We start from the raw sequence: 25,232 nt of genomic DNA on the forward strand, positions 1-25,232 counted from the left end.
CCTCAGTGGGCCGGGCGCTCGAAGGTCGGCGGCGTCTCGAACGTGTGCAGCGGTGCCGGGCTGGGCACGCTCCACTCGAGGTCGGTCGCGTACTCGCCCCAGGCCTGGGCCGGCGCCTTCCTGCCACCGCGCACGCAGAGCACGATCACGGCGACGAACAGCAGCTGGGAGAAGCCGAAGATGAAGGCCCCGAGCGACGACGCCAGGTTGAAGTCGGCGAACTGCAGCGCGTAGTCGGGAATACGCCGCGGCATCCCGGCCAGCCCCGAGAAGTGCATGGGGAAGAAGGTCAGGTTGACGCCGATCACCGAGAGCCAGAAGTGCCACTGCGACAGACGTTCATTGGGGTAGTGCCCGGTCCACTTCGGCAGCCAGTAGTAGGCCCCGGCCAGGATCGCGAAGATCGCGCCCGGCACCAGCACGTAGTGGAAGTGCGCCACCACGAAGTAGGTGTCGTGGTACTGGAAATCGGCCGGTGCAATGGCCAGCATCAGCCCCGAGAAGCCGCCGATGGTGAACTGCACGACGAACGCCAGGGCGAACAGCATCGGCGGCTCGAAGCTGATCGAACCGCGGAACATGGTCGCCACCCAGTTGAACACCTTCACCCCGGTGGGCACCGCGATCAGCATGGTCGCGTACATGAAGAACAGCTGGCCGACCAGCGGCATCCCCACGGCGAACATGTGGTGGCCCCACACCACGAACGAGAGGATGGCGATCGCCGCGACGGCGTACACCATCGAGGCATAGCCGAACAGGCGCTTGCGCGAGAAGGTCGGGATGATCGCCGAGACGATGCCGAACGCCGGCAGGATCATGATGTAGACCTCGGGATGGCCGAAGAACCAGAACAGGTGCTGGAACAGCACCGGGTCGCCACCGCCCGCGGCATTGAAGAAGCTGGTGCCGAAGTTGATGTCCATCAGCATCATGGTGATCACACCGGCCAGCACCGGCATCACCGCGATCAGCAGGAACGCCGTGATCAGCCAGGTCCAGACGAACAGCGGCATGTCCATCAGGCGCATGCCGGGGGCGCGCATGTTGAGGATGGTGGCGATGATGTTGATCGCGCCCAGGATCGAGCTGATGCCCGCGATGTGCAGGGAGAGAATGAAGAAGGTCGTCGACGGCGGTGCGTAGGTGGTCGACAGCGGCGCGTAGAAGGTCCAGCCGAAGTTCGGCCCGCCGCCCGGCATCAGCAGCGTCGAAAGCAGCAGGCAGAAGGCCACCGGCAGCAGCCAGAAGCTGAAGTTGTTGAGTCGCGGCAGGGCCATGTCGGGCGCACCGATCTGCAGCGGGATCATCCAGTTGGCCAACCCGGTGAAGGCCGGCATGACCGCCGCGAAGACCATGACCAGGCCGTGCATGGTGGTCATCTGGTTGAAGAACTCGGGCCTGACGAACTGCAGGCCGGGTTGGAACAGCTCGAGTCGCACCACCAGCGCGAAGATGCCGCCGATGAAGAACATCGTCAGCGAGAAGATCAGGTAGAGCGTACCGATCTCCTTGTGGTTGGTGGTCAGCAACCAGCGCAGGATGCCCTTCGGCGGGGCATGGTGGGCATGTCCATGCCCGGCTTCCGCGGCGGTGCTGCTCTGCTCTAGCGTCGGTTGAGGAGGTACCTTCGGGGCCATCGGACTACTCCATGAACATTGTCTTGTTATAGCGCGGCAAGTCGGGGTGGCACGGCGCCAACGCCGTGCCTGCCGTCACTCCTCCAGCCGTTCGGCGATCTCCGCGGGCTGAACCACTTCACCGGTATCGTTGCCCCAGGCGTTGCGCGTGAAGGTGAGCACCGAGGCCAGTTCGACAGGGTTGAGCGTGTTGCGGAACGCCGGCATGGCGGAGCCGGACACGCCGTTCATCACGGTGGTGATGTGCCAGTCCTTGTCCGAGATGAGCTGCTCGTTGCCGGCCAGGGCCGGGAAGGCGGGCGGTGACCCCTGACCCTCGGGCTGGTGGCAGGAGGCGCAGATGCTGCCGTAGATGCCCTCGCCGCGCTCCATCAATTCGTCCATCTCCCACTCGCGGTCGATGCCCATGGCTTCCTCGGCCGCGGCCTCCTTGCGCTCGGCCAGCCAGGTGTCGAACTCCTCCTCCTCGACCGCCTGGACGACGACCGGCATGAAGCCGTGGTCGACGCCACACAGCTCGGCACACTGCCCGCGGTAGATACCGGGCTCCTGGATCTCCACCCAGTTCTCGTTGACGAAGCCGGGGATGGCATCCTGCTTGACGGCGAGTTCGGGCACCCACCAGGCATGCATGACGTCGTCGGAGGTAAAGAGGAAACGGACCTTGCGGTTGATCGGCAGCACGAGCGGCTCGTCGACTTCGAGCAGGTAGTGCTCGCCGCGCTGCTCCTCGCCGCGAATCTGCGCCCTGGGGGTGGCCAGGTTGGAATTGAAGGAGACGTCCTCGCCGAGATACTCGTAGCGCCAGCGCCACTGCTGGCCGGTGACCATCACGTCCAGCTCGGCTTCGGAGGGGTCGTAGATCTTCTGCAGCGTCGCCGTGGCGGGCACCGCCATGCCGATCAGGATCAACAGCGGCACGATGGTCCAGATGACCTCGACGGTGGTGTTCTCGTGGAAGTTGGCGGCCTTGGCCCCCCTGGAGTGGCGAAACTTGAACAGGGAATAGAACATCACCCCGAACACGACCACGCCAATGACCACGCAGATCCAGAAGATGGTCATGTGCAGGCCGTAGATTTCGCCGCTGAGGCTCGAGACCCCAACGGGCATGTTCCAGCCGTTAGCCAGAGCCACCTGGCTCGAGCCGACAAGGGCCAAGCCCCCTGCCAACCAGACGAGCAGAGTGCGCATCGACGCCTCCCGAAGTTGTAGTTGTGTCGGAACGGCAACCCCGAAGGTCAGGGAACGGGGGTTCTCCTCCTGAGAACATTAGCCGCTTCTTCATCGAGTATAGAGATCTCATCTCGAAAGTCACTGCCTTGGCCTAAGCCTTCTGGCTAACGCGCCAATCAACGCAACGCCGGCGTCGTCAGCCTGCGGCAAGCGTGGCCACCAGGGCAATCAACCCCACCAGCACGGCCCCCAGCACGATGCCGGTGACGATGAAGGCGATCGGGTTGCCCTTTTCGAAGTCCTTCAGCCGCTGCTGCTCACGCTGTACGCCAAGAAAGGCGGCCAGGACGGATTTGACGACTTCCCACATGACCAAGCTCCCTCTGCCGCTCGCCTTGTTGCAGCATGCCATGAATGGAGGGCAAACAGACAAGCCCTCGAAAGATGAAAATTTCATGACGCAGCGCAGCAAAAAACCTGTAGACCGTGCCGGCCGTGGACTACACTCAAAACCACTATCGCACACCCCCGGTTACCCTTCGATTGGAGCTTTCACCCCATGGCCAGCACGACCCCTTCCCACCCTCACAGTCATACCCCTGCGTTCGGCGCTTCACAACCCATGATCGAATGGTGGTCGCAACAGTGCATGCAGGGCTTTGCCCCGGTGACACGCTTCCAGCTTGCCTGGATGGAGTGCACTTGCGAGATGCTGCAGCAGGAGGCGCGCTTTTTTGCCGCCCTTTCGGCTGCCGGCGAGCAACTCAACCATTGCTACGAGACCCACGGCGCCGATCCGGAAAAGATGCAGGAGTGCTATAAGGAAATCGCCCGCGAGGTTGCCGACCATCATATGGAGCGGCTCAAGCAGGTAGCGATTCTTCCCCAGGAATTCCGGCGTCGTATCTGGGAAGAGATCTGAGCGGGCCAGCCCGTATGGCACATGACAACAGGCTGGCCGAAACGAAAAACCGCCACCCGGAATGATCCGTCAGTGGCGGTTTTTCTCGAATCGAGTGGTCGGAGCGACAGGATTCGAACCTGCGACCTCTGCAACCCCATTGCAGCGCGCTACCAAGCTGCGCCACGCTCCGACATTTGCTGACCGAATCGCCGCCAGGCGGCCTGGCGATATTCGATCATTCCCGCGCTGACCGGCCCTGCCGGCGCCCCGAGAACGAGGCGTATACTAGCGCGTTCAGGGGCAAATGGAAAGTCCCTTTTGTACTTTCCTTTCAGTTGGTTGGCTGGACACCGGGCCGGCCGGCGGCGCTCGCCGCCGCCGCCGGGGAGGGAGCCGGCCGTCGACGGCCTCGCCCCTCGGGCGGGATCGGCGCTATCTTCTCCCCTGCACCCATCACTACGCAGAGGGAGGAGCCGCATGACACGCTTTTCACTGGAAGGACGGGTCGCCATGGTCACCGGCTGCAACAAGGGCCTCGGCCAGGGCATCGCCGTGGCCCTGGCCGAGGCCGGCGCCGACATCGTCGGCGTCAATCGCCGCGCCGCCGAGGAGACCCGCGAGCGCATCGCATCCCTCGGGCGCCGCTACGTCAATCTCGAGGCCCGGCTGGGCCACGACCCGGCGGAGGAGATCGTCGACCGGGCCATCGCCGACCTGGGCCGCGTCGACATTCTCGTCAACAATGCGGGCACGATCCGGCGCGCCCCGGCCCTGGCGTTCACCGAAGCGGACTGGGACGAGGTGATGAACGTCAACCTCAAGGCCGCCTTCTTCCTCAGCCAGCAGGTCGCCCGCCGCCTGGTCGAGCGCAAGGCGCCGGGGCGTATCGTCAACGTCGCCTCGGTGCTCTCCTTCCAGGGCGGCATCCGCGTGCCCTCCTACACCGCCAGCAAGAGCGGCCTACTCGGGCTGACCCGCCTGCTGGCCAACGAGTGGGCCACCCACGGCATCACCGTCAACGCCATCGCCCCGGGCTACATGGCCACCGACAACACCCAGGCGCTGCGTGAGGACGAGGAACGCAGCGCCGAGATCCTCGGCCGCATTCCCGCCGGCCGCTGGGGCACCCCGGACGATCTCGCCGGGGCCGTGATCTTCCTCTGCTCCGATGCCGCCGGCTACGTCAACGGGCATGCCCTTGCGGTCGATGGCGGCTGGCTCGCCCGCTGATCGCTGCGCCTCGGCGCCAAGTTGCATTTCGCCGGGGCTGGGCCATAATCGGGATGAACGTCAGGCTAGTATCCTGTCATACCACATGCCTCGATGCTGGCCCCATGCCGTCAACGCAACGACAGCGAGACGGCGGTCAACGACCACGAGGAACCGCTATGCGACTGCGCGGCAAGACGGCGCTGATCACCGCTGCCGGGCAAGGGATCGGGCGGGCGACGGCCGAGCGCTTCGCCGCCGAGGGGGCCCGCGTCATCGCCACCGACATCGATGCCGGCAAGCTCACCGACCTGGCGGGCATCGACGGTATCGAACCCCGCCGCCTGGACGTGCTGGATGCGTCCGCCATCGACTCCCTTGCCGGTGAACTGCCTCCAGTGGACGTGCTGTTCAACTGCGCCGGCTTCGTCGCCAACGGCTCGCTGCTCGACGGCAGCGACAGCGACTGGGAGCTGTCTCTGGCGCTCAACGTCACCGCCATGATGCGCCTGACCCGCGCCCTGCTGCCGGCCATGATCGGCAACGGCGGCGGCAGCATCATCAACATGGCCTCGGTGGCCTCGAGCCTCAAGGGCGTGCCCAACCGCTGCGCCTATGGCACCACCAAGGCCGCGGTGATCGGCTTGACGAAATCGATCGCCGCCGATTACATCGACCAGGGTATCCGCTGCAACGCCATCTGCCCCGGCACCGTGGACTCCCCTTCGCTGCGCCAGCGTATCCGCGACCAGGCCAGCCGGCAGGGTCGACCCGAGGCCGACGTACAGGCGGAATTCCTCGCCCGCCAGCCGCTCGGGCGGCTCGGCACGGCGCAGGAGATCGCCGCCCTGGCCACCTATCTCGCCGCGGACGAGTCTGCCTATACCACCGGCACCGCCCAGATCATCGACGGCGGCTGGCTGATCTGAATCCGAGCCGCACTCGGGCTGAACTTCATAGAGAGGAGACGACATGAAACTGCTGCGCTTCGGCCCCAGGGGCCACGAAAAACCCGGCCTGCTCGACGCCGATGGCGTGATCCGCGACCTCTCGGCCCATATCGACGACCTCCACGGCCACCGCCTCGGGCGCAGCAGCCTGGCGGAGCTGGCCGCGATCGATCCCGCGCGCCTGCCGGAAGTTGCCGCCGACACCCGGCTCGGCCCCTGCGTGGGTCGCGTGGGCAAGTTCATCTGCATCGGCCTCAACTACTCCGACCACGCCGCCGAGACCGGCGCCGAGGTTCCCCCCGAGCCGGTGGTCTTCGCCAAGTGGACCAGCGCCATCTGCGGCCCCAACGACGACGTCATCATCCCCCGCGGTTCGCAGAAGACGGACTGGGAGGTCGAGCTCGGCGTGGTCATCGGCAAGCAGGCGCGCTACGTCGACGAGGCCGATGCCATGGAGCACGTGGCCGGCTACTGCGTGGTCAACGACGTCTCCGAGCGCGAGTTCCAGCTCGAGCGCAGCGGCACCTGGGACAAGGGCAAGGGCTGCGACACCTTCGGCCCGCTCGGCCCGTGGTTGGTCACCCCGGACGAAGTGGCCGACCCCCACGAGCTGGCGATGTGGCTGGAGGTGGACGGCCGGCGCTACCAGGACGGCTCCACCCGCACCATGGTCTATCGCATTCCGTACCTGATCAGCTACCTGAGCCGCTTCATGAGCCTGCAGCCGGGCGACGTCATCTCCACCGGCACCCCGCCGGGCGTGGGCATGGGCCAGAAGCCGCCGGTCTACCTGCAGCCCGGTCAGCAGATGCGCCTCGGCGTCGAGGGGCTCGGCACCCAGACCCAACGAGTGATCGCCGAGTCGGACATCACCCCGGCATGAGCCCTGCCCCCGGAGCCCAGAGATGAGCGACACCATTGCCAGCAGCAACGGCTCACTGGACAGCCTGCGCGTTCATGCCGCCGACAACGTGCGCGTGGCGCTCAAGGACCTGGCGCCCGGCACCCTGGTCGACGATGAGGGTCGGCAGTTGCGGTTGGCGGAGCCGGTGCGCCACAAGCACAAGTTCAGCCTCACCGACCTCGACGCCGGCGATGCCGTGATCATGTACGGCGTCACGGTGGGGCGGGCCACGCGCCCCATCCCGGCCGGCACCGCCATCAGCGTCGACAACACCGAGCACAGCACCGCCACCAGCGTGCCGCAGGCCAGGCGCGGCGAATGGCATGCCCCCGACGTGTCGGCCTTTGCCGGCATCACCTTCGAGGGCTACCACCGCCCCGACGGCAAGGTCGGCACGGCCAACGTCTGGCTGGTGGTGCCGCTGGTGTTCTGCGAGAACCGCAACATCGAGGTGCTGCGCCAGTGCGTCGCCGATGCGCTGGGCGAAGACCCCTATCGCGACTACAAGCGCATGGCCCGCGCACTGCTGCACGGCGAGCGCGCCGGCGAGCAGGCCGCGCCCGCCCGCGAGCGGCCGTTTCCCAACGTCGACGGGGTCCGCTTCCTTACCCACACCCTCGGCTGCGGCGGCACCGACGATGACGCCCAGGCGCTGTGCCAGCTGCTGGCGGGCTACATCTGCCACCCCAACGTGGCTGGTGCCACGGTGCTCAGCCTGGGCTGCCAGAAGGCACAGATCGAGATGCTCAGGGCCGCCGTCGCCGAGCGCGACCCGCGCGGGCTGCGCCCCGTCCACTACCTGGAACAGCAGGCGAGTGCGAGCGAGGAAGCCCTGATCCGCGACGCCCTGACCACCATCTTCGACGGTCTGGCCATGGCCAACGGCGTAACGCGTGCGCCCGCCCCGCTCTCGGCGCTCACGCTGGGGGTGGAGTGCGGTGGCTCCGACGGCTTCTCGGGACTCTCGGCCAACCCGCTGGTGGGCGCAGTGGTCGACCGCCTGGTAGCGCTGGGCGGCAGCGGCATTCTCAGCGAATTCCCCGAGCTGTGCGGCGTCGAGCACGAGCTGATGGCGCGCTGCCGCGACGACGGCGTGGCCGAACGCTTCCAGGCACTGATGGAAGCCTACCAGCGCCACGCCGCCCGGGTCGGCGCCGATTTCTCGATGAACCCCTCTCCCGGCAACATCCGCGACGGCCTGATCACCGACGCCATGAAATCCGCCGGCGCGGCCAAGAAAGGCGGCGACAGCCCGGTGGTGGACGTGCTCGACTACACCGAACCGCAGACGCGAGCCGGTCTCAACCTGCTCTGCACCCCGGGCAACGACGTCGAATCGACCACCGCGCTGGCCGGTTCCGGGGCCAACCTGATCCTGTTCACCACGGGGCTCGGCACGCCCACCGGCAACCCGGTCGCCCCGGTGCTGAAGATCGCCAGCAACAGCGAACTGGCAGCCCGCATGGCCGACGTCATCGACTTCGATGCCGGGTCGATCATCCGCGGCGAAGCGAGCATCGGGGAGTTGGCCGACGCCCTCCTGCGGCTCTGCATCGACACCGCCTCGGGGCGCTACATGCCCAAGGCAGTAGGCCTGGCGCAGTATGATTTTATTCCCTGGAAGCGCGGCGTCTCTTTATAACCCCCAGCCGACGCGCAGCAGATCATCACTCGGATAGACGTTTCTTGAGCTTCATATAGGTCCCATAATGCCGGTCGAGGTGGCGGCGCATCGCCGCCTCGGCGGCGTCGGGATCGCCCGACTCGATGGCCGCGACGATCTCCTCGTGGGCCGCCAGCGCCGCCTTGTCCTCGTCCTTCTGCTGCAGCACCTGGGCGCGGCGATCGTCGAGCCACTCGGAGAGCGCCACGTGAATGGCATCGAAGATGGGGTTCTTGCCGATGCTCGCCAGTACGCCGTGGAAGTCGTTGTCGGAGCGCTTGAAGCGCGCCTCGTCGCCGATGGCGGCGCGGTTGTCGGCCAGGGCGTCGCGCAGGCGCTGGAGGTCCTCCGCGCCGGCATGGCGGGCGGCGTAGCGCGCCAGCGAGATCTCGAACATCGCCCGCGCCTCCTGGAAGTACTGCTGGCCATCGGGCTTGGAGAGCAGCTGGCGGGTGACCCCCGAAAGCCGCGCCATGACCGCCTCGGCGGTGGGCCGGATCACCCGCGCGCGGGTACCGCTGTTGATCGCGATCAGCCCCAGCTGCTGCAGATGGAAGAGCGCCTCGCGTACCGCGGGCCGGCCGACGCCGAACTGCTCCATCAGCTCGCGCTCCGAGGGTAGCTGGTCGTTCTCCTTCAGCCGGCCTTCGAGGATCTCCGCCTCGAGCTGCTCGGCCACCTGCTCGGACAGCGTCTTGCGCTCCACCTTGTATCGACTCATGCAATGCAACTCCTGGCCAGCCAATCCGGGCCCAGTGCGGGCCTGGCCGTTATGTTACTGCATCCTCGGCAACCGCCGGAGACCTAAATCAACGGCGCGATCGAGAGCCGCTCGGCCAGCTCGGCATAGGCCGCCACGTTGGCCGAATCGAGCGGAATGCCCTCGGCATCGCGATTTGCCTGGCAGCGCCACTCGCGGTCGCCGGGCGCCAGCACCTCCTCGCCCGCCAGGGCGGGCTGCGCGCGCAGGTCCGCCAGGTAAGCCAGCATGCCGCGATCGAAGACCTCGCGCTCGACGAAGGCATCGGGGCGCATGACCAGGAAGAAGTGGCCCACGCCGCGCGGCGTACTCATGTCCTCGCCGCCCATCGGCAGCATGCGGAAGCCATGCACCATGCCCGTCAGGGTCGCGCTGAGCACTTCCACCATGCCGGCGAGCCCCGCCCCCTTGAAGCCGAAGTCGGCGCCGCCCAGCGGCAGCAGCGAAGCGGCAAGGGCGGCATCGGTGGTGAGCCGCCCCGCCGCATCGACCACCACGTTGGGCGGCAGCTCGCGCCCGATGGCGGCATACTGCTGGACCCGGTTCCAGGGAATCGAGCTGGTCGCCATGTCGAGCAGATAGGGCGATTGTCCGGGCACCGGCGCGGAGAAGGCGATGGGGTTGGTGCCGTGGAACGGGCCCTGGCCGTGGTGCAGGCTGACCAGGGCATCGGCGTTGCACACCGCGAGCCCCACGTAGCCGCGCTCGGCCGCCTCCAGGGCGTAGCAGCCCGCCGCGCCGAAGTGCGAGGAGCGGCCTACCGCCACCGCCCCGATGCCGACTTCGTCGGCCATGGCGATGGCGTGATCGATGGCGGTATAGCCGGCCAGGTGGCCGAAGCCGTCGTCGGCATCGAGGTAGCCGGTTCCTGCCAGGCGCCGGGTGAAGCGCATGGCCGGGCGTGGGTGGATGCGCCCCCCCTGCACGGCGCGCACGTAGTGCGGCAGCAGGCGCAGGCCATGGCTGTCGGTGCCCATGCGCGATGCGATCACCAGGGCCCGGGCTACCGCCAGGCACGACGCCTCGTCGACCTCGCAGCGGGCCAGTGCGCTCTGCATGAAGGTCTCCAGGGCCGCAGCGGCAACCCGTGCGGCGGGCTCGAAAGTGCGGGACATCGACACTCCTCAACAACCGGATCAGCGATACACGAGCGTGGGCAGCCACATCGAGATGGCCGGGATGAAGGTCACCAGCAGCAGCGCGATCACCAGCGGCACCAGGAACGGCAGCGTGCCGCGCATGCACTTCTCGAAGGAGATGTTCGAGACCCGCGAGAGCACGTAGAGCACCATGCCCACCGGCGGGGTCAGCAGGCCAATCATCAGGTTGAGCACCATGATCACGCCGAAGTGCACCGGATCGACGCCGGCGTTCACGGCCAGCGGCAGCAGCACCGGCACCAGGATGGTGATGGCGGCGATGGTTTCCATGAAGCAGCCGACCACGATCAGCACCAGGTTGATCAGCAGCAGGATGGCGATGGGGTTGTCGGAAAACGGCCCCAGCAGCTCCATCACATGGCGGGTGACCTGGTTGCTGGTCAGGATCCAGGCGAAGATCGAGGCGGCGGCGACGATCAGCAGGATCACGGCGGTAGTCTCGATGGTCTCCATGCTGACCTTGAGCAGCCGCCGCCAGGTCAGGATGCGGTAGACCACGGTGCCGAGGATCAGCGCATAGACCACCGCGGCGATGGCCGATTCGGTCGGCGTGAAGGCCCCCGAGATGATGCCGCCGACGATGATCACCGGCGTCAGCAGCGACAGGAAGGCACGCTTGAAGGTCTGCCACACCAGCCTCGGGGAGAACGAGGCATCGCGGGGGTAGCCGCGCCGCCGGGCGAGGATGGCGATCATGATCATCAGGCTCGCGCCCATCAGCAGCCCCGGGATGAGGCCGGCGGCGAACAGCTGCCCCACCGAGGCACCGGCCATCACACCGTAGATCACCATCGGCAGGCTGGGCGGGATAATCGGGCCGATGGTCGACGAGGCCGCGGTGATGCCGACCGCGAACTCCTGGTCGTAGCCGGCGTCGCGCATGGCCTTGATCTCGATGGTGCCGAGTCCACCGGCATCGGCCACCGCCGCTCCCGACATGCCCGAGAACACGATGCTGGCACCGACGTTGACGTGCCCCAGCCCACCGCGCATCCAGCCCATCAGCGCACGGGCGAAGTCGAAGATCCGGGTGGTGATGCCACCATGGTTCATCAGGTTGCCGGCCAGGATGAAGAACGGGATCGCCAGCAGCGGGAAACTGTCGATACCGTTGATCATGCGATGCGCGACCACGATGTCGGGCACCCGGCCGGTGAGGTACACATAGAGCAGGCACGAGCCCGCCAGGCTGACGGCAATGGGGAAGCCCATCACCAGCATGGTGAACATGGCGGCGAACAGAAACGTCAGGTAGTAGCCCATGACCGCCATGAGCACGCAGAAGGCGACCGCCAGGGCGATGATCAGCGGCGGCACGACCGCCCCCTTGCGCTGCGCGCTCGATAGCTCAGGCATGGCGCACTCTCCGGTAGCTTGTCGTCATCATCGGTCCTTCGCCGTGGTCAGCTCGCTCTCGCCCTCGCGCCAGTGGCGGACCGTCACCTGCAGCGAACGCACCAGCATCAGCATGAAGCCGACCATCACGATGTAGTAGATGACGTCCTTGGGCACGTCGATCGACACCATCATCGCGTTGGTCTTGGCCGCCAGGCCGTAGCTGATCCACACGCCCGCGGCATAGAAGACGCTGCGGCCGACATCCACCAGCATCGACATCGCCCGGCCGACGTCACCCGGCATGTAGCGATAGAAGAACTCCACGGCGATGTGGGAGTTCTTGCGCGCGGCCATGGCGCTGCCCAGGAAGCCCACCACGATCAGCAGGTAGCGGGCGATCTCCTCGGTCCAGCCCACCGAGCTGCCGATCACGTAGCGGCTGAAGAATTGCAGGAACACCACGCAGGCCAGCACCCAGAAGATCACCAGCGTCGGCCAGTCCTCCCAGCCGTACGCCTTGTAGTCGAAGTCGTCCGCCTCGACGGGGTCGATGCTGCCTGCCTCGGGTGGCAGGGTATCGTCAGACATGGCGCGCTCCCGGCGCACCGCCCCGCTGGCGGCGGGACGGCGCGCCTCGACGGTTACTGGCCGATTTCCTGCAGCCGGTCGTAGGTTTCCTGGTCCCAGGTGGCATCATCGCCGTTGTGCTCGGGAATGACGGCCTCGCGGAACGGCTCGCGATCGACCTCGTTGACCGTCACGCCCTGCTCCTCGAACCAGGCCACCAGCTCCTGCTCCTGCTGCTGGATGTCGGCGGTGATCTTCTTGCCCGCCTCCTGGTACACCTCGCGGAAGATCTCGCGATCCTCCTCGGAGAGGCGATCCCACAGCGGCCCGCCGATGATGGTCAGCAGCGAATCGGTGATGTGGCCGGTCAGGTTGATGTGATCCTGCACCTCGTAGAACGCCTTGGCACGAATGGTCGGCAGCGGGTTCTCCTGGGCGTCGACCACCCCCTGCTGCAGCGCCAGGTACACCTCGTCGAAGGCGATGGGCGACGGATTGGCCCCCACTGCCTCGGGGAACATCATGTACATCGGCGCATTGGGCGTGCGGATCTTGAGGTTGCGCATGTCCTCTGGCGTCATGATCGGCCTGTTGGAGGTGACGTGGCGCTCGCCGTAGTAGTTGAGCGCCACCGGCACGTTGCCGGTCTGGTCCTGGTAGCCCTGGGCGATCTCCTGGAACAGGTCGCTCTCGGCATAGGCCTGCCAGTGGTCGAAATCGCGGAACATGTAGGGGGCGCCGGCGATGCCGATCGGCCCGTAGGCGCGGCCGGCGAACTGGCTGCCGGTATAGATGATGTCGACGGTGCCCAGGGTCAGGCCTTCATTGATGTCCTCCTCCTTGCCCAGCGACGAAGCGGGGTGGACCTCGATGGTGTAGCGACCGTCGGTGCGCTGCTCGATCTCGTCGGCCGCCCAGAGTGCCCACTCGTGGTAGGGCTCTGAGGTCTCGTAGACGTGAGCGAAGTTGAGCGACTCGGCGCTGGCCGCCCCCGCGGCGCTCAGCCCCGTTATCAGCAGCGAGGTCGACAGCCAACGACTCCACTGGCGGTTGCTCTGCTTGACCATTTGTTGTTCTCCCTCGTGAGCGTTGCCGGCAACGGCGCTTGGCCGTCTACGGCGGATGGGTTCTTGTATACGTGTCATACCATCATAAGGAAACCTAGTCCCTCGCCTCGCTCGCTGCAAATGGATCACTCCACCCGCGACGAATGTCTAACCTGCTCGACCAGCCGGACCAGCAGCGCTTCCGCACCGAAGCCGCCCGCCTTGGTCATCACCGGCCGCCCGGCGTCGCCGTTCACGAGCCCCAACGGCACCCCCGGGCACCACTCGCCGAACAGCTCGACGTACTCGCCGCGGAGCCGCGCCAGCACGGCCAGGGCGACATCGCCGCCGGAGAGGAACAGCAGGACCCCACGTTCATCCCCGCCCGCGGCAACGACCGCCTCGGCCATGGCCGTTGCCACCGCCTCGGCACTCGGCGCCAGCCCCGCGGGCACGCCAGGCACGATGACGCGAACGCCGCGCTCGCCATCGGCGCCTCCCGGGCCGAACGCCGGCTGACACGGAACCTCGGGGAACGCCTCACGCAGCAGGTCGAGCTGCCGCCGGGCACGTGGCGACCGCGAGCCCACCGCAAGCAGCGCACGCGCCGGCTCGGGCAGCGACGGTGGCCACGACGCCCAGGGCGGCCACGCCCGGCACTGGGCCGGCGCCAGGCACTGGGCCAGCGCATGGGCCAGGCCGGCGGCGCAGACCGGCAGCCATTCGCCAGGAGCGTCGAGCAGCCGCGTGGCGAGCCGGGCCAGTGTTGCGTCGTCCGCCGCATCGGCGACGCAATCCCCCGCCGGCAGCGGCAGGCCCGCCTCGGCAACGTAGCGCAGCAGCGAGACGCCACCCGCCGCGAAGGCGCGGTCGAGCGGTCCGGCCAGCGGCGGCGACAGGGCATCGCGGGAAAACGCGGTGGCCGCGAGCGGCTCGCCATCGACCCACACCTCGCCGCCGACCACGCTGCGGCCCTGGCTCGGCACCGCCGGGCACACCAGCAGGCGCCGCCCGCCGCTACGCCGCAGCGCCACGGCCTCGGCCACCACCTGGCCGCGCAGGGTCGAATCCACCTTCTTCAGCAACAGCCGCGGCTGGCAGGCATGCAGGCGCTCGGCGGCCTCCCGCGTTCGCCGGGCGGCGGTGTCAGCATCCAGATGCCGCGAACCGGTATTGACCGCCACCACCCGCGGAGCGCTCCCGCCATCGGCTAGCGCGGCCTCGAGCCCCTCCAGCGATACCGCGACTCGGGTGGCCATGCCGCGCTCGGCGAAGGGTGCCGCGGCGTCGAGTGCGCCGGTCAGGTCGTCGGCGACGATGGCCACCTCGCAGCGCGTGTTCACACCGCCGTCCGCGGTGAGGCCAGACGCCGCGCGTAGGCGATGGCCGCGCCCATGTTGGTGGCATCGGCGCGCCCCTGCCAGGCGATGTCGAAGGCGGTGCCGTGATCCACCGAGGTGCGCATCACCGGCAGCCCCAGGCTGACGTTGACCGTGGTATCGAAGGCGATCAGCTTCACCGGGATGTGGCCCTGGTCGTGGTACTGCGCCACCACCAGGTCGAACTCGCCGCGGCAGGCGCGGTAGAAGACGGTATCGGCCGGGATCGGCCCGCTGACCTCGAAGCCCTCGTCGCACAGTGCCCGCACCGCCGGGGCGATGATGCGGTCGTCCTCGTCGCCGAAGATGCCGCCCTCGCCGCAGTGGGGGTTAAGCCCCGCCACCGCGATGCGCGGCCGCGGCGTGCCGAGCTCGACCAGATGCGCGTGCCCGGCCTTCACCGTGGCGGCGATGCGCTCCGGGGTGACCCGTTCGATCGCCTCGCGCAGCGAGACATGGGTGGAGACGTGCAGCGTCGACAGCCGTTCGGAGGCGAGCAGCATGAAGGAGGATGGCGCCCCGGTGAGTGCGGCCAGCATGCCGGTATGGCCATCGTAATGGTGGCCGGCGGCATGCAGCGCCGCCTTGTTCAGCGGCGCGGTGACGATCACCCTCGCCCGCCCGGCCTGCACCAGTGCCACCGCGCGCTCGACGCAGCGAAAGGCCAGGTCGCCGGCGGCGGCACCGATCCGGCCATCGGCAATCGCCTCGCCCTCGGCTGCCCGCACCTCGGCCACGGCCACCCGCTCGTCATCGGCCCGGGCCTGCCCCAGCGGGACGAAGTCGAGCGCCGCCCCGACCAGGCCGGCGGCGCGGCGGTAGATGGCAGGGTCGCCGACCAGCACCACCGTGCGGCGCTCCTCGGGCGACATGGCAGCCACGGCGCGGCAGATGATCTCCGGGCCGACGCCCGCGGGGTCGCCCATGGTGATGGCAAGCGCATAGTCGGGGCGCTGGGCGACAGAGGGCGGTGACGTCTCGCTCATGGCATCAACTGGCCTCCGTTGACTTCGAGGATCTGCCCGGTCACGTAGCCGCTCATGCGGTCGGTGCCCAGGAACACGTAGGCGCCCACGCACTCCTCGGCGGCTCCCGTGCGCCCCATGGGGATGGAGGCGGATACCGCCGCCAGCTGCTCTTCGGTGGAGTGGCGCGCGTGGAAATCGGTGAGGATGACGCCCGGCGCCACGGCGTTGACGCGAATCCGGTCCTCCATCAGCTCCTTGGCCATGTTGCGGGTCAGGGTGCTGACGAAGCCTTTTGCCGAGGCGTAGAGCCCCGCCCCCGGCCCGCCGCCGTTACGCGCCGCGATCGACGAGGTATGGATGATGTTGCCGGCGCCGGCACGCTTGAAGTGCGGCAGCGCCGCCTGGGAGACCATCACCACCGAGCGCGCGTTGAGATCCATCACGCGGTCGTAGTGCGCATCGTCGATCTCCGCCAGGGTGACGCGCCCCAGCATGTCGCCGGCGTTGTTGATCAGCAGGTCCAGTCCGCCCAGCTGCTCGGCGGCCTCGTCGACCACCCGCCGGGCCTCGGCGGAACGGCTGACGTCGCCCTTGACGACTACGGCCTCGCCGCCGGAAGAGCGAATGTCGGCCGCCACCGCCTCGGCGGCGTCGGCGCTGGCATGGTAATGCACAGCGACGCTGGCCCCCAGCGTCCCGAGCTGGCGTGCCACGGCGGCACCGATGCCGCGACTGGCTCCGGTGATCAGAACGCGCTTGCCTTTCCACTCGTCGAGCATCGAAATCTCCCTCGCTGGTTGGTTGGGCCGTTCCCAGCGCCCAGGCATGTCGACCCGGCCCGGCATGGTGCGCTAGAGTGACCCAGACATGGCATACCTGTCATACAAGGCGACACCAATAACATGATAGGCGAGGCTTGGCCAAACGCCAGGCGCCTTGCAAGGAGGCCGCATGACCGTCATCACCCGAGTCGACGTCCAGGACATCCGCTTTCCCACCTCGCGCAACCTCGACGGTTCGGACGCCATGAACGCCGCGCCGGACTACTCCGCCACCTACGTGATCCTGCGGGTCGACGATGGCGGCACCGAGGGCCACGGCCTCACCTTCACCATCGGCCGCGGCAACGAGATCGTGGTCGCCGCGGTCAACGCCCTGGCCCATCTGGTCGAGGGCCGCACGCTGGGGTCGATCACCGCCGACATGGGCGGCTTCTGGCGCGAGATCACCGGCGACAGCCAGCTGCGCTGGATCGGCCCCGACAAGGGCGCGATCCACCTGGCCACCGCCGCCCTGGTCAATGCGGTGTGGGACCTGTGGGCCAAGCGCGAAGGCAAGCCCGTGTGGAAGCTGCTGGTCGACATGACGCCCGAACAGCTGGTGCGCTGCCTGGACTTCCGCTTCGTCACCGATGCCCTCACCCCCGAGGAGGCCATCGCGCTACTGCGCAAGCGGGAGGCAGGCAAGGCCGAGCGCGAGGCCGAGATGAAGCGCGATGGCTTTCCCGCCTACACCACCTCGGCCGGCTGGCTCGGCTACCCCGACGACAAGGTGCGTCGACTGGCCCGCGAGGCGCTCGCCGAGGGCTGGACCCACTTCAAGCAGAAGATCGGCGGCGACCTCGACGAGGACATCCGCCGTGCCGCCCTGCTGCGCGAGGAGATCGGCTGGGACAACGTGCTGATGATGGACGCCAACCAGGTCTGGGAAGTCGACGAGACGATCGCCAAGATGCGCCGCCTGGCCGAGTTCGATCCGCTGTGGATCGAGGAGCCCACCAGCCCCGACGACATCCTCGGCCACGCCGAGATCCGCCATCGCCTCGCCCCCATCGGCGTGGCCACCGGCGAGCACTGCCACAACAAGGTGATGTTCAAGCAGTTCTTCCAGGCTGAGGCGCTCGACTACTGTCAGCTCGACGCCGCGCGCCTGGGCGGGCTCAACGAAGTGATCCTGGTGGCGCTGATGGCCGCCAAGTTCGGCGTGCCGGTCTGCCCCCACGCCGGCGGCGTGGGGCTGTGCGAGTATGTCCAGCACATTTCGCTGTTCGACTACATCGCCGTCTCCGGCAGCCTGGAGGGGCGCGTGCTGGAGTACGTCGACCACCTGCACGAGCATTTCGTCGACCCCGTGGTGATCGAACGCGGGCGCTATCGCGTGCCCGAGGCCCCCGGCTACGGGATCACCATGCACGCCGAATCGCTGGCCCGCCACCGCTTCCCGGACGGCGCCGCCTGGCAGGAGGAGAGCTGAATGGAACGTGACGCCTTTCTCGTCGCCCTCGCCGAACGCCTGGGTGAACGAGGCCTGCTGCGTGACCACGACGGCATGGCGCGCTATGTCAGCGACTGGGCAGGCGACCGCCTGGGCATGCCGCTGGCGGTGGCCCGCCCCGCCACCACCGAGGAGGTCGCCGCCACGGTGCGCCTGTGTCGTGAGCACGACGTGGCCATGGTGCCCCAGGGCGGCCATAGCGGCCTGGTGGCGGGTGCCCTGCCCGCCGCCGAGGGCAACGAGCTGGTGATCAGCCTGGAGCGCATGGACCGCGTTCGCGCCGTCGACCCGATCAACTTCACCATGGCCGTGGACGCCGGCTGCATCCTGGAAAACGTCAAGCAGGCCGCGGCCGAGCACGAATGCGAATTCCCGCTCGCCCTCGGCGCCCAGGGCAGCTGCCAGATCGGCGGCAACATCGCCACCAACGCCGGCGGGCTCAACGTGCTGCGCCACGGCATGATGCGCCAGCTGGTGCTGGGGCTCGAGGTCGTGCTGCCGGACGGTCGCCTGTGGGATGGCATGAGCGCCTTGCATAAGGACAACCGCGGCTACGCCCTGAAGCAGCTGTTCCTCGGCAGCGAAGGCACGCTCGGCATCGTCACCGGCGCCGTGCTCAAGCTCACGCCCCGAGCCACCCAGGCCCGCACCGCCCTGCTCGGCCTGCCCTCGCTGGAGGCAGTGATCGAACTCTACGGCCTCGCCCGGCGCGACTGCAGCGACCTGCTCAGCGCCTTCGAACTGATCCCGCGCCGCTGCCTCGAGCTCGCCATGGAAGCGACACCCGAGCTGCGCGATCCGCTGGATGACGCCTATCCCTGGTACGTGCTGCTGGAGGTGAGCGCCAGCGGCCCGCTGGACCTCGGCGCCATGCTCGAATACCTGCTGGAACAGGGCATGGCCCGCGAGCTGGTGCTCGACGGCGCACTGGCCTCAAGCGAAGCCCAGTCACGCCAGCTGTGGCAGTTCCGTGAAAGCATGCTGGAAGGCCAGCGCCGACGCGGCGAACACCTGCGTACCGACATCTCGGTGCCCATCTCGGCGATCCCCGCCTTCGTCGACGAGGCCAGCCGAATCGTGATGGCGGCCTCGCCCGAGTGCGAGATCATCGCCTACGGCCACGTCGGCGACGGCAACCTGCATTTCAACATCCTGCCGCCGCCGGCCATGCCGGAGGCCGATAAGCGCCGCCACCTGCACGACCTTGAAGCCCACTTGTTCGAGGTGCTCGACGGCGTCGGCGGCAGCATCAGCGCCGAGCACGGCATCGGCCGCACCAAGCAGGCCGCCTACCTGGCCCGGCTATCGCCGGTGGAACGCGAGCTGGCCGAAGGCATCAAGGCCCTGTTCGACCCCGACGGGCTGATGAACCCCGGACGCATCCTGCCGCCGCGGCACTGAGCGCCTGCACGAGGCCTGCCCCCGCGACGACAGTGCGATAGGAACTATCCTGACGGAGCAAGCCCATGACCAGAGGAAGGTCGATGAAACTGTCCATGACATCGCTGCCGGCGGCATTCCTGACACTCGGCGTTGCCTTCCACTCCGTTCCGTCACTGGCCGAGTGCGAGCCGAACGAAGCGCAGCAGGAAATGCTCGAACGCGTCAACCAGGCGCGCAGCGAGGCACGCCAGTGCGGCGACGAGGAACATGAAGCGGCCGAGCCGCTGGAGTGGAACTGTCGCCTGGCCGAGGCGGCCCAGGCCCATTCACGAGCCATGGCCGAAGAGGAGTTCTTCGGCCATACCGGTGAGGACGACGAAGGGGTTGCCGCGCGGGTGAGCGAAGCGGGCTACGAATGGATGGCCGTGGGCGAGAACATCGCCGCCGGTCAAGCCGATGTCGAGGCGGTCATGGCCGGATGGCTGGATAGCCCGGGGCACTGCGCCAACATCATGAGCGACGAATTCACCGAAATGGGCGCCGCCTCCGTCGAGGCCGAAGAGTCGCGCTATTCACCCTTCTGGACGCAGGTGTTCGCGCGCCCGAGGTGAGGTCGGCTCTTGCTGAAACACGAGTGGGGGTTAGGACAGCGAGGAGCAGAAACCGGACCCTCCCTGGTCCCTGGCGGCGCGTGCCGTCTCAGCGGATATAGGCAGCGATGGCGTCGCAAGCCGCCAATTGAGCCTGGGCTTGAGAGACCCAGTGTTCCAGCACTTCGCGCAGCACAGCAGTCGATTGTGTAGGCATGAGGTTTCTCCTTTGTGACATCCAGAAACATCATGCCCCAGCTTTATCGACATTTCATTAGGGTGACGAAACTTTGCTCTTGAAGCCTAAAGATACGCCGTCGTATGTCATGGATTGCTCACCTGCACCGCTCAGGCGCATGGAAAATGCTTCCACAACCGTTTTGGTGCGCGTATGTCCCAATTCGGTGCGAGAGGACCTGGATGCTGGTTTGGCTGGAGATTTCCCCAATGGGAACGAGCGGCGGGCGTGACGGCAAGGGAAGCGCACTGGACTTTAACTAATTTCCATCCATAATCTATCTGATGTTAGTTAAAGCCATCCAGAGCCTACCTCGATGTCCTATCAGCGCCTTCAAGCGGAACAGACCCGGGTTGCCGTCAACGCGACGCAACTCTTCGAAGCGCTCGAGCAGCATCGCGCCCAGGCGCGCCAGGTCAAGGGCTCGATGCACTGGAAGCGAATCCATGGACGCGAGTACCTGTATCGTGCCTACACGGGCGGCAAGAACCATTCGCTAGGCCCCCGCTCCGCCGAGACAGAAGCCATTATAAAAGCCTTTGACGCTCGCAAGGCGGAGTACCAGGCGCGAGAGCAGTCGCTGAAGGAGCAGCTCCAGGTGCACTCCGCCTACATCCGAGCCAACCGGCTAAACCGATTCCCCATCGCCGGCGCCAGGGCGATACGGGCACTGCAACGCAAGCAGATCCCTTTCCGGGTCATCGGTACCAATGCCCTGTATGCCTATGAAGCTCGTGCCGGCGTGCTGATCGAGCCCGAACATCTGGCGACCGCCGATATCGATGTGCTCATGGATGCCCGGCAGGGCTTGAGAATCGTCACGGCCCTCGAGGGGGAAACACTCCTCTCTGTCCTGCAATCCAGCGATCGTACCTTCGAGCCGCTCACCGAGTCTCCTTTCGAGTTTCGGGCCGCGAACGCCAAGGGTTACATGATCGACCTGATCACGCAGGCCGCTGATCCCATGGCAATGAGCGATTTCGAGCACCATCTGGAGATGGGCGACTTGAAGCCGGTAGGCATCGACTCCCTGAAATGGGCCATCGCATCGCCACGCTTCGAAGCCGTCGTCTTTGATGAGCGAGGCATGCCGCTGCGCTTGTCTACCGTCGACCCCCGCGCCTTCGTGCTACACAAGTGGCACGTCAGCCAACTGCCCGACCGGGAACCGATGAAACGCCACCGCGACGAGGCCCAGGCTCGCCTGGTCGCCACCCTGCTGCGCGACGAGCTGCGTGAACTGTCGACGACACAGGCTGTCGAGCGTGCCTTCCCCCACCTCGTCAGACAACGTGCCAGCCACCAGATCGACGAGTTCGACGTGTAGCAAAGTTGGCAGATCATCACCATCTGCACGATTTGTACAAATAGGCACTATCATGCTCACTTTTACCCACATTTCGTGGTGTGGGGGCACCAGCCCTGACACAGCGGCACATGGCAGCGACGGCTACCGGCCAGGCAGTGGATTGGCCAGGAGCGCCGCATGGCTGCTACACCTACCAGTACAGGACAGATGCAAAAGGCAAAGCGAATGTCACGAGGCCTCAGGCCAGGGAGGACACGATGCAGCGCCTGTACTTTCTGATTCCCGACAGGGAGACCACCACTGACATCGTCAATGAACTGAACGTGATGGGGCTGACCAAGGACCACCTGCACGTCTTGGGCAAGGATTGGCAGCCTTTGGAGAAGGAGGGGGTTCCGGTCGCCACGCTGATACAGACTTCCGATGTCGTCAATGCCGCGAAGCGCGGCGCTATCGTCGGGGCCTTACTGGGCTTGGTGCTGGGCGTGATCGCTCACTTCGTCCTGCTCGATACGAATATCGTCTGGATGGCCATCGGTGTGGCGATCTTCGGTGCGCTGTTCGGCGTCTGGGCCAGCACGATGGTCGGCGTCTCCGTGCGCGACATCAAGGTCAGCAAGTTCAATAAAGCGATCAAGAGAGGCGCAATGCTGCTGATCATAGACGTTCCTGACGAACGCGAAGAAGCATTCAGAACGGCGATCGAGAGCCACCACCCCGAAGTGGTCATAGAAAAGGTGAGCCCCCAGGAGCGGAAACAGCATGTGGATGAAGGCCACTGACTCAACCGGCCTCGCCCAAGCCTGTTCCGACCAACCTCTCGCTCGGTGACTGCAGGCGCGAATCAGCCTCAAAGATCTCCGGCGAGTAGTTCTCGCGGACGCAGGCCGTTTCGAAGACAGTCAAGGCCGATCAACGGAAAAGCACCGACCGGACCCGCCACCGGCTGAGCATGAAGAGCGCCATGCTGACACTGATGGACGCCAGCAGCGCCAAGACGAAAGTGGCCATGGGAGGCGCCGAACCGACCAGAAGCGCCGTGACGACAGCGAAGGCAACCAGGCTCAACATGCCATGCTGGGCCAAGGATATCGTACAGCGGGCGACCTCGGCCCCGTAGCGCTGATGAAGCGTCCAGCCGATGGTGAACAATCCCACGGGAAAGCCCACCAGCACACCGGACAGCACTGGCCCCGAACGTGCCGCAAGCGTGGTCGCCACGCCCACCACGAGCCCCGCCAGCAGGCCGCGCAACAGCAGATCGAACCAACCCGAGCGGGCCACCACGACAGGCTGCTTCAGGTCGAGCGCGCGCCGAATTCCCTCGGCCATTGCCAATACGGCAACGTACAGCAGCACCGCGGCCCAGATATCTCCCGGCAGCAGCGAGAACAGGAAGGCCGCCGGAATCCAGCAGAGCGTCGCCAAGCCAAGGCTGCCTAGCGCACCCAACCTGGCGGCGGTAATGACGTAGCAGCTACTGAACAGCAGGGTCGCCACCAGCGCATGCAGGGTTGAGAGCACCGCCGAGCGGACGAACTCGGCACTCTGCTCCTGCAGCATGAAGAAATAGCCAGGCCCCAGCACGATGGGCGTCCCGGCAAGAATTCCACCCAGGCGGGGGCCAAGTCTGGCCACCGTCACGGAAACGCCTATCACAACCAGGGCGGTGGCAACCAGCTTGGTCAGCAGCATGCTCAGCATGGGTGGCGCAGTGCGTCCTCCATGGCCTGCGCCTGGCGCAGCAGCGTATCGTCCAGGCCGTTGCGGCCCACCAGCATGATGCCACTCGGCAGTTCGCCCTCGGCATGGCTGGGCAGGGTGATGGCACAAAGATCCAGCAGATTGGCGACCGTCGGGTTGCGCAGCACACGCAAGTTGAGCCGCGTGTAGCCCTCGTCGCTCTCCAGCTCCTGCATGCGAGGCGGCACGATAGGCACCGTGGGCGCAAGCAGGCCATCGTAGCCTTGCAGCCACGCATCCATCTCGCACATCCGTGCCTGCCTGCGCCTGCAAAGCTCGAGGTAATCGGCGGCCGAGATATTGGCCCCCTTCTCGATCCGCGTGCGTACCCGAGGGTCGTAGCTTCCCGCATGCTCTGCCAACCACTCACGATGCAGGAAATAGCTCTCGGCCGCCGTGAACCCGCCGCCCTCCATCAGCTCCGGCAGTGCGCCAAGCACCGGCACGGGCGCTTCGACGATCACCGCCCCGGCCGCACGCAGCTGGCGCAGGCTGCGGTCGAAGGCCTGCGCCACCGTGTCATCCAAGTCCTCGAGCATGTAGGTTTCGGGCACCACGAAGCGGCGCCCGCGCAGATCGTAGGCCGCCAGGGAGCGATAGGTACGCCCCGACAGCACGGCGTCCAGACGGGCACAGCAGGCCACGCTGCGGGCGATGGGGCCGATCGAGTCCAGGCTGTCCGAGAGTGCAAAGGTGCCGTCGCGGGGAATGCGCCGCTGCGAAGGCTTGAACCCCACCAGGCCGCAGAAGGCCGCGGGAATGCGCACCGAGCCGCCGGTATCGGTACCAATGGCTGCCGCCGCCATCCCCTGGGCCACGGCCACCGCGGAACCCGACGAGGAGCCGCCGGGGATACGCCCCGGCGCCAGCGGGTTGTCCGGCGTACCGAAATGCGGGTTCAACCCCAGGCCGGAATAGGCGAACTCGGTCATGTTGGTATGTCCCGTGATCACCGCCCCGGCCCGACGCAGCCGTGTGACGATGCAGGCATCCTCAATGGCCGGCTCACTCCGCCAGCGCGAGCCGGCATGGGACACTTTACCGGCCACATCGAACAGCGCCTTGAGCGCTATCGGCAGGCCGGCGAGTTCGCCCACCGGCACGCCGGCCCGACGCAAGGTATCAGCCGCCTCGGCCTCGGCGCTCGCGGCCTGCTCGAAGCGTGCCGTATACACCTGGGCCTGGGAATCGTCCTTCTCGTTGCTGTTCGCCCAGCACGCCTCGAGCAGCGTTCTGGCTTGAAGGTTACCTTTCTCCAGGTCATCGAGGAGCTGACGAAGGGTGAGCCCGGCGGAGAGTTCAAGCGTCAAAGTATCCTGCGTCTTCATGCGACCACCGGTAGCGTCTTGATACGGTAATGGTGCTCGAGCTCCCGCCCGCTGACCGGATCCGTCAGCACCACGCGAAACGCCTCGGCAGCGCGTACCTCGCCCTTGACCGGCAAGGTACCGCAGAGCATCGCCTGCCCCGGCGCCAGCCGCACCTCGTCGAGCCCAAAGCGGCGCAGCAGCTCCGCAGGATGCAGCAAGCCCGTTACCCCACCCTGCTGATAGACCACCTCCCGCCCTTCGATCGTAGCGTAAGACTTCATCTGCAAATCGTCCCAATGGTCGAGCACGCTCTCCAGGCGCCATACGCTGCGGCTGACCGGCTTGGCACAGACCTGCTTGGAATGCGCCACCGACCAGGCTTCCGTCTCGCGGTCGGTATGATCGGAGCCGATACCGACAAGCGTGCCCTGTTGCGTGCCGATCAGCACGACCTCCACCTCACCGCTCGAGGCCTCGCCGAGCACCTGGATCGTCGGCTCGGTGGTCAACTGGTTGGCAGCGACGCGATAGAACAGCGGCGTTGCCGAGGGCGGCCTCACGCCGATCGCCTCGAGTTCTTCGATATGCTCATCGATGGCGGACTGCTCGCGCCCGGCCCACCCGGCGATGATCAGCTCCTGAATATCGACCTTCAGGGCCTTATCGGTCTCCGATACATGGAAAATCATCATTCGCTGGCTCCATTGAAACTTGTTGCAGG

24 protein-coding genes and 1 tRNA gene are annotated in these 25,232 nt (G+C 66.7%); 10 read left to right on the forward strand and 15 right to left on the reverse strand.

What is annotated here, in order from left to right:
- Positions 1–2: 2 nt before the first annotated feature.
- From ctaD to HNO51_RS11220, 3 genes are all read right to left on the reverse strand, one after another.
- Positions 3–1,640 (reverse strand): cytochrome c oxidase subunit I, encoded by a 1,638-nt coding sequence (gene ctaD / locus HNO51_RS11210; RefSeq protein WP_209537441.1) that lies wholly within the window; start codon positions 1,638–1,640, stop codon positions 3–5.
- A 75-nt stretch (positions 1,641–1,715) separates the two neighbouring features.
- Positions 1,716–2,834, reverse strand: a complete 1,119-nt coding sequence (gene coxB, locus HNO51_RS11215; protein ID WP_197447443.1) for a cytochrome c oxidase subunit II — start codon at positions 2,832–2,834, stop codon at positions 1,716–1,718.
- 178 nt (positions 2,835–3,012) lie between these two features.
- Positions 3,013–3,186 carry a DUF2970 domain-containing protein gene (locus HNO51_RS11220; protein ID WP_197447444.1) on the reverse strand — a complete coding sequence of 58 codons (174 nt, stop codon included), beginning with the start codon at positions 3,184–3,186 and terminating at the stop codon, positions 3,013–3,015.
- A gap of 189 nt (positions 3,187–3,375) precedes the next feature.
- On the opposite strand from HNO51_RS11220, the gene HNO51_RS11225 reads away from it, so the two are divergent.
- Entirely contained in the window at positions 3,376–3,738 is a 363-nt protein-coding gene (locus HNO51_RS11225) for a hypothetical protein (protein ID WP_197447445.1), read from the forward strand.
- Between the two features lie 95 nt (positions 3,739–3,833).
- Here the strand turns inward: HNO51_RS11225 and HNO51_RS11230 are convergent.
- Positions 3,834–3,910: transfer RNA gene (locus HNO51_RS11230), tRNA-Pro, on the reverse strand.
- A gap of 287 nt (positions 3,911–4,197) precedes the next feature.
- On the opposite strand from HNO51_RS11230, the gene kduD reads away from it, so the two are divergent.
- The 4 genes from kduD (at position 4,198) to HNO51_RS11250 (ending at position 8,425) form a co-directional block, all read left to right on the forward strand.
- Positions 4,198–4,950, forward strand: a complete 753-nt coding sequence (kduD, locus tag HNO51_RS11235) for a 2-dehydro-3-deoxy-D-gluconate 5-dehydrogenase KduD (protein ID WP_209537442.1) — start codon at positions 4,198–4,200, stop codon at positions 4,948–4,950.
- Positions 4,951–5,108: 158 nt separating this feature from the next.
- Positions 5,109–5,858 carry an SDR family oxidoreductase gene (locus tag HNO51_RS11240; RefSeq protein ID WP_197447447.1) on the forward strand — a complete coding sequence of 250 codons (750 nt, stop codon included), beginning with the start codon at positions 5,109–5,111 and terminating at the stop codon, positions 5,856–5,858.
- A 43-nt stretch (positions 5,859–5,901) separates the two neighbouring features.
- Positions 5,902–6,762, forward strand: a complete 861-nt coding sequence (locus HNO51_RS11245; RefSeq protein ID WP_197447448.1) for an ureidoglycolate lyase — start codon at positions 5,902–5,904, stop codon at positions 6,760–6,762.
- Positions 6,763–6,784: 22 nt separating this feature from the next.
- Positions 6,785–8,425: a UxaA family hydrolase gene (locus HNO51_RS11250; RefSeq protein WP_197447449.1), complete on the forward strand. Its 1,641-nt coding sequence runs from the start codon at positions 6,785–6,787 to the stop codon at positions 8,423–8,425.
- A 25-nt stretch (positions 8,426–8,450) separates the two neighbouring features.
- Here HNO51_RS11250 and nanR read toward each other — a convergent pair whose 3' ends face one another.
- The 8 genes from nanR to HNO51_RS11290 all read right to left on the reverse strand — a co-directional run bounded on the left by nanR (position 8,451) and on the right by HNO51_RS11290 (position 16,443).
- Positions 8,451–9,167: a transcriptional regulator NanR gene (gene nanR / locus HNO51_RS11255; RefSeq protein WP_209537443.1), complete on the reverse strand. Its 717-nt coding sequence runs from the start codon at positions 9,165–9,167 to the stop codon at positions 8,451–8,453.
- A gap of 83 nt (positions 9,168–9,250) precedes the next feature.
- A complete protein-coding gene (locus tag HNO51_RS11260) occupies positions 9,251–10,321 on the reverse strand; it encodes an Ldh family oxidoreductase (RefSeq protein WP_209537444.1) in 1,071 nt (356 codons plus the stop codon).
- A 21-nt stretch (positions 10,322–10,342) separates the two neighbouring features.
- On the reverse strand, positions 10,343–11,722 hold the full coding sequence (locus tag HNO51_RS11265) for a TRAP transporter large permease (RefSeq protein ID WP_197447452.1): 1,380 nt from the start codon (positions 11,720–11,722) through the stop codon (positions 10,343–10,345).
- Positions 11,723–11,749: 27 nt separating this feature from the next.
- Complete coding sequence (locus tag HNO51_RS11270) at positions 11,750–12,292, reverse strand: TRAP transporter small permease (protein ID WP_197447453.1); 543 nt, start codon at positions 12,290–12,292, stop codon at positions 11,750–11,752.
- A gap of 53 nt (positions 12,293–12,345) precedes the next feature.
- Entirely contained in the window at positions 12,346–13,338 is a 993-nt protein-coding gene (locus HNO51_RS11275) for a sialic acid TRAP transporter substrate-binding protein SiaP (RefSeq protein ID WP_209537445.1), read from the reverse strand.
- A 125-nt stretch (positions 13,339–13,463) separates the two neighbouring features.
- Positions 13,464–14,660: a four-carbon acid sugar kinase family protein gene (locus tag HNO51_RS11280; protein ID WP_209537446.1), complete on the reverse strand. Its 1,197-nt coding sequence runs from the start codon at positions 14,658–14,660 to the stop codon at positions 13,464–13,466.
- On the reverse strand, positions 14,657–15,682 hold the full coding sequence (pdxA, locus tag HNO51_RS11285) for a 4-hydroxythreonine-4-phosphate dehydrogenase PdxA (protein ID WP_242597099.1): 1,026 nt from the start codon (positions 15,680–15,682) through the stop codon (positions 14,657–14,659). The genes HNO51_RS11280 and pdxA overlap by 4 nt, the downstream gene beginning before the upstream one ends.
- The gene (locus HNO51_RS11290; RefSeq protein ID WP_197447455.1) at positions 15,679–16,443 is read right to left on the reverse strand and encodes an SDR family NAD(P)-dependent oxidoreductase; all 765 of its coding nucleotides are present in this window, start codon (positions 16,441–16,443) and stop codon (positions 15,679–15,681) included. Before HNO51_RS11290 ends, pdxA begins: the two co-directional genes overlap by 4 nt.
- Before the next feature lie 172 nt (positions 16,444–16,615).
- Between HNO51_RS11290 and HNO51_RS11295 the strand changes: the two genes are divergently transcribed.
- The 5 genes from HNO51_RS11295 to HNO51_RS11315 all read left to right on the forward strand — a co-directional run bounded on the left by HNO51_RS11295 (position 16,616) and on the right by HNO51_RS11315 (position 22,240).
- Positions 16,616–17,917, forward strand: coding sequence for an L-fuconate dehydratase (locus HNO51_RS11295; RefSeq protein ID WP_209537447.1), 1,302 nt, complete (start codon positions 16,616–16,618; stop codon positions 17,915–17,917).
- Positions 17,918–19,339, forward strand: a complete 1,422-nt coding sequence (locus HNO51_RS11300; RefSeq protein WP_209537448.1) for an FAD-binding oxidoreductase — start codon at positions 17,918–17,920, stop codon at positions 19,337–19,339.
- 83 nt (positions 19,340–19,422) lie between these two features.
- Complete coding sequence (locus tag HNO51_RS11305; protein ID WP_242597100.1) at positions 19,423–19,932, forward strand: CAP domain-containing protein; 510 nt, start codon at positions 19,423–19,425, stop codon at positions 19,930–19,932.
- Positions 19,933–20,465: 533 nt separating this feature from the next.
- Positions 20,466–21,476, forward strand: coding sequence for a GSU2403 family nucleotidyltransferase fold protein (locus tag HNO51_RS11310; protein WP_209537449.1), 1,011 nt, complete (start codon positions 20,466–20,468; stop codon positions 21,474–21,476).
- Positions 21,477–21,715: 239 nt separating this feature from the next.
- Complete coding sequence (locus HNO51_RS11315) at positions 21,716–22,240, forward strand: DUF1269 domain-containing protein (protein ID WP_209537450.1); 525 nt, start codon at positions 21,716–21,718, stop codon at positions 22,238–22,240.
- Between the two features lie 130 nt (positions 22,241–22,370).
- On the opposite strand, the gene HNO51_RS11320 is transcribed toward HNO51_RS11315, so the two are convergent.
- The 3 genes from HNO51_RS11320 to HNO51_RS11330 are packed head-to-tail and all read right to left on the reverse strand — an operon-like array spanning position 22,371 to position 25,203.
- A complete protein-coding gene (locus HNO51_RS11320) occupies positions 22,371–23,162 on the reverse strand; it encodes a hypothetical protein (protein WP_209537451.1) in 792 nt (263 codons plus the stop codon).
- A complete protein-coding gene (locus HNO51_RS11325; RefSeq protein WP_209537452.1) occupies positions 23,156–24,529 on the reverse strand; it encodes an amidase in 1,374 nt (457 codons plus the stop codon). The genes HNO51_RS11320 and HNO51_RS11325 overlap by 7 nt, the downstream gene beginning before the upstream one ends.
- On the reverse strand, positions 24,526–25,203 hold the full coding sequence (locus HNO51_RS11330; RefSeq protein ID WP_242597101.1) for a DUF2848 domain-containing protein: 678 nt from the start codon (positions 25,201–25,203) through the stop codon (positions 24,526–24,528). Before HNO51_RS11330 ends, HNO51_RS11325 begins: the two co-directional genes overlap by 4 nt.
- Between the last annotated feature and the right edge of the window lie 29 nt (positions 25,204–25,232).

This window comes from Billgrantia sulfidoxydans, assembly GCF_017868775.1.
GTDB lineage: Bacteria > Pseudomonadota > Gammaproteobacteria > Pseudomonadales > Halomonadaceae > Halomonas > Halomonas sulfidoxydans.

Excerpts from the sequence above, each read along its gene's own strand:
- ctaD (WP_209537441.1), bottom strand. The coding sequence starts at position 1,640 with ATGGCCCCGAAGGTACCTCCTCAACCGACGCTAGAGCAGAGCAGCACC.
- coxB (WP_197447443.1), bottom strand. The coding sequence starts at position 2,834 with ATGCGCACTCTGCTCGTCTGGTTGGCAGGGGGCTTGGCCCTTGTCGGC.
- HNO51_RS11220 (WP_197447444.1), bottom strand. The coding sequence starts at position 3,186 with ATGTGGGAAGTCGTCAAATCCGTCCTGGCCGCCTTTCTTGGCGTACAG.
- HNO51_RS11225 (WP_197447445.1), top strand. The coding sequence starts at position 3,376 with ATGGCCAGCACGACCCCTTCCCACCCTCACAGTCATACCCCTGCGTTC.
- kduD (WP_209537442.1), top strand. The coding sequence starts at position 4,198 with ATGACACGCTTTTCACTGGAAGGACGGGTCGCCATGGTCACCGGCTGC.
- HNO51_RS11240 (WP_197447447.1), top strand. The coding sequence starts at position 5,109 with ATGCGACTGCGCGGCAAGACGGCGCTGATCACCGCTGCCGGGCAAGGG.
- HNO51_RS11245 (WP_197447448.1), top strand. The coding sequence starts at position 5,902 with ATGAAACTGCTGCGCTTCGGCCCCAGGGGCCACGAAAAACCCGGCCTG.
- HNO51_RS11250 (WP_197447449.1), top strand. The coding sequence starts at position 6,785 with ATGAGCGACACCATTGCCAGCAGCAACGGCTCACTGGACAGCCTGCGC.
- nanR (WP_209537443.1), bottom strand. The coding sequence starts at position 9,167 with ATGAGTCGATACAAGGTGGAGCGCAAGACGCTGTCCGAGCAGGTGGCC.
- HNO51_RS11260 (WP_209537444.1), bottom strand. The coding sequence starts at position 10,321 with ATGTCCCGCACTTTCGAGCCCGCCGCACGGGTTGCCGCTGCGGCCCTG.
- HNO51_RS11265 (WP_197447452.1), bottom strand. The coding sequence starts at position 11,722 with ATGCCTGAGCTATCGAGCGCGCAGCGCAAGGGGGCGGTCGTGCCGCCG.
- HNO51_RS11270 (WP_197447453.1), bottom strand. The coding sequence starts at position 12,292 with ATGTCTGACGATACCCTGCCACCCGAGGCAGGCAGCATCGACCCCGTC.
- HNO51_RS11275 (WP_209537445.1), bottom strand. The coding sequence starts at position 13,338 with ATGGTCAAGCAGAGCAACCGCCAGTGGAGTCGTTGGCTGTCGACCTCG.
- pdxA (WP_242597099.1), bottom strand. The coding sequence starts at position 15,682 with ATGAGCGAGACGTCACCGCCCTCTGTCGCCCAGCGCCCCGACTATGCG.
- HNO51_RS11290 (WP_197447455.1), bottom strand. The coding sequence starts at position 16,443 with ATGCTCGACGAGTGGAAAGGCAAGCGCGTTCTGATCACCGGAGCCAGT.
- HNO51_RS11295 (WP_209537447.1), top strand. The coding sequence starts at position 16,616 with ATGACCGTCATCACCCGAGTCGACGTCCAGGACATCCGCTTTCCCACC.
- HNO51_RS11300 (WP_209537448.1), top strand. The coding sequence starts at position 17,918 with ATGGAACGTGACGCCTTTCTCGTCGCCCTCGCCGAACGCCTGGGTGAA.
- HNO51_RS11305 (WP_242597100.1), top strand. The coding sequence starts at position 19,423 with ATGAAACTGTCCATGACATCGCTGCCGGCGGCATTCCTGACACTCGGC.
- HNO51_RS11310 (WP_209537449.1), top strand. The coding sequence starts at position 20,466 with ATGTCCTATCAGCGCCTTCAAGCGGAACAGACCCGGGTTGCCGTCAAC.
- HNO51_RS11315 (WP_209537450.1), top strand. The coding sequence starts at position 21,716 with ATGCAGCGCCTGTACTTTCTGATTCCCGACAGGGAGACCACCACTGAC.
- HNO51_RS11320 (WP_209537451.1), bottom strand. The coding sequence starts at position 23,162 with ATGCTGAGCATGCTGCTGACCAAGCTGGTTGCCACCGCCCTGGTTGTG.
- HNO51_RS11325 (WP_209537452.1), bottom strand. The coding sequence starts at position 24,529 with ATGAAGACGCAGGATACTTTGACGCTTGAACTCTCCGCCGGGCTCACC.
- HNO51_RS11330 (WP_242597101.1), bottom strand. The coding sequence starts at position 25,203 with ATGATGATTTTCCATGTATCGGAGACCGATAAGGCCCTGAAGGTCGAT.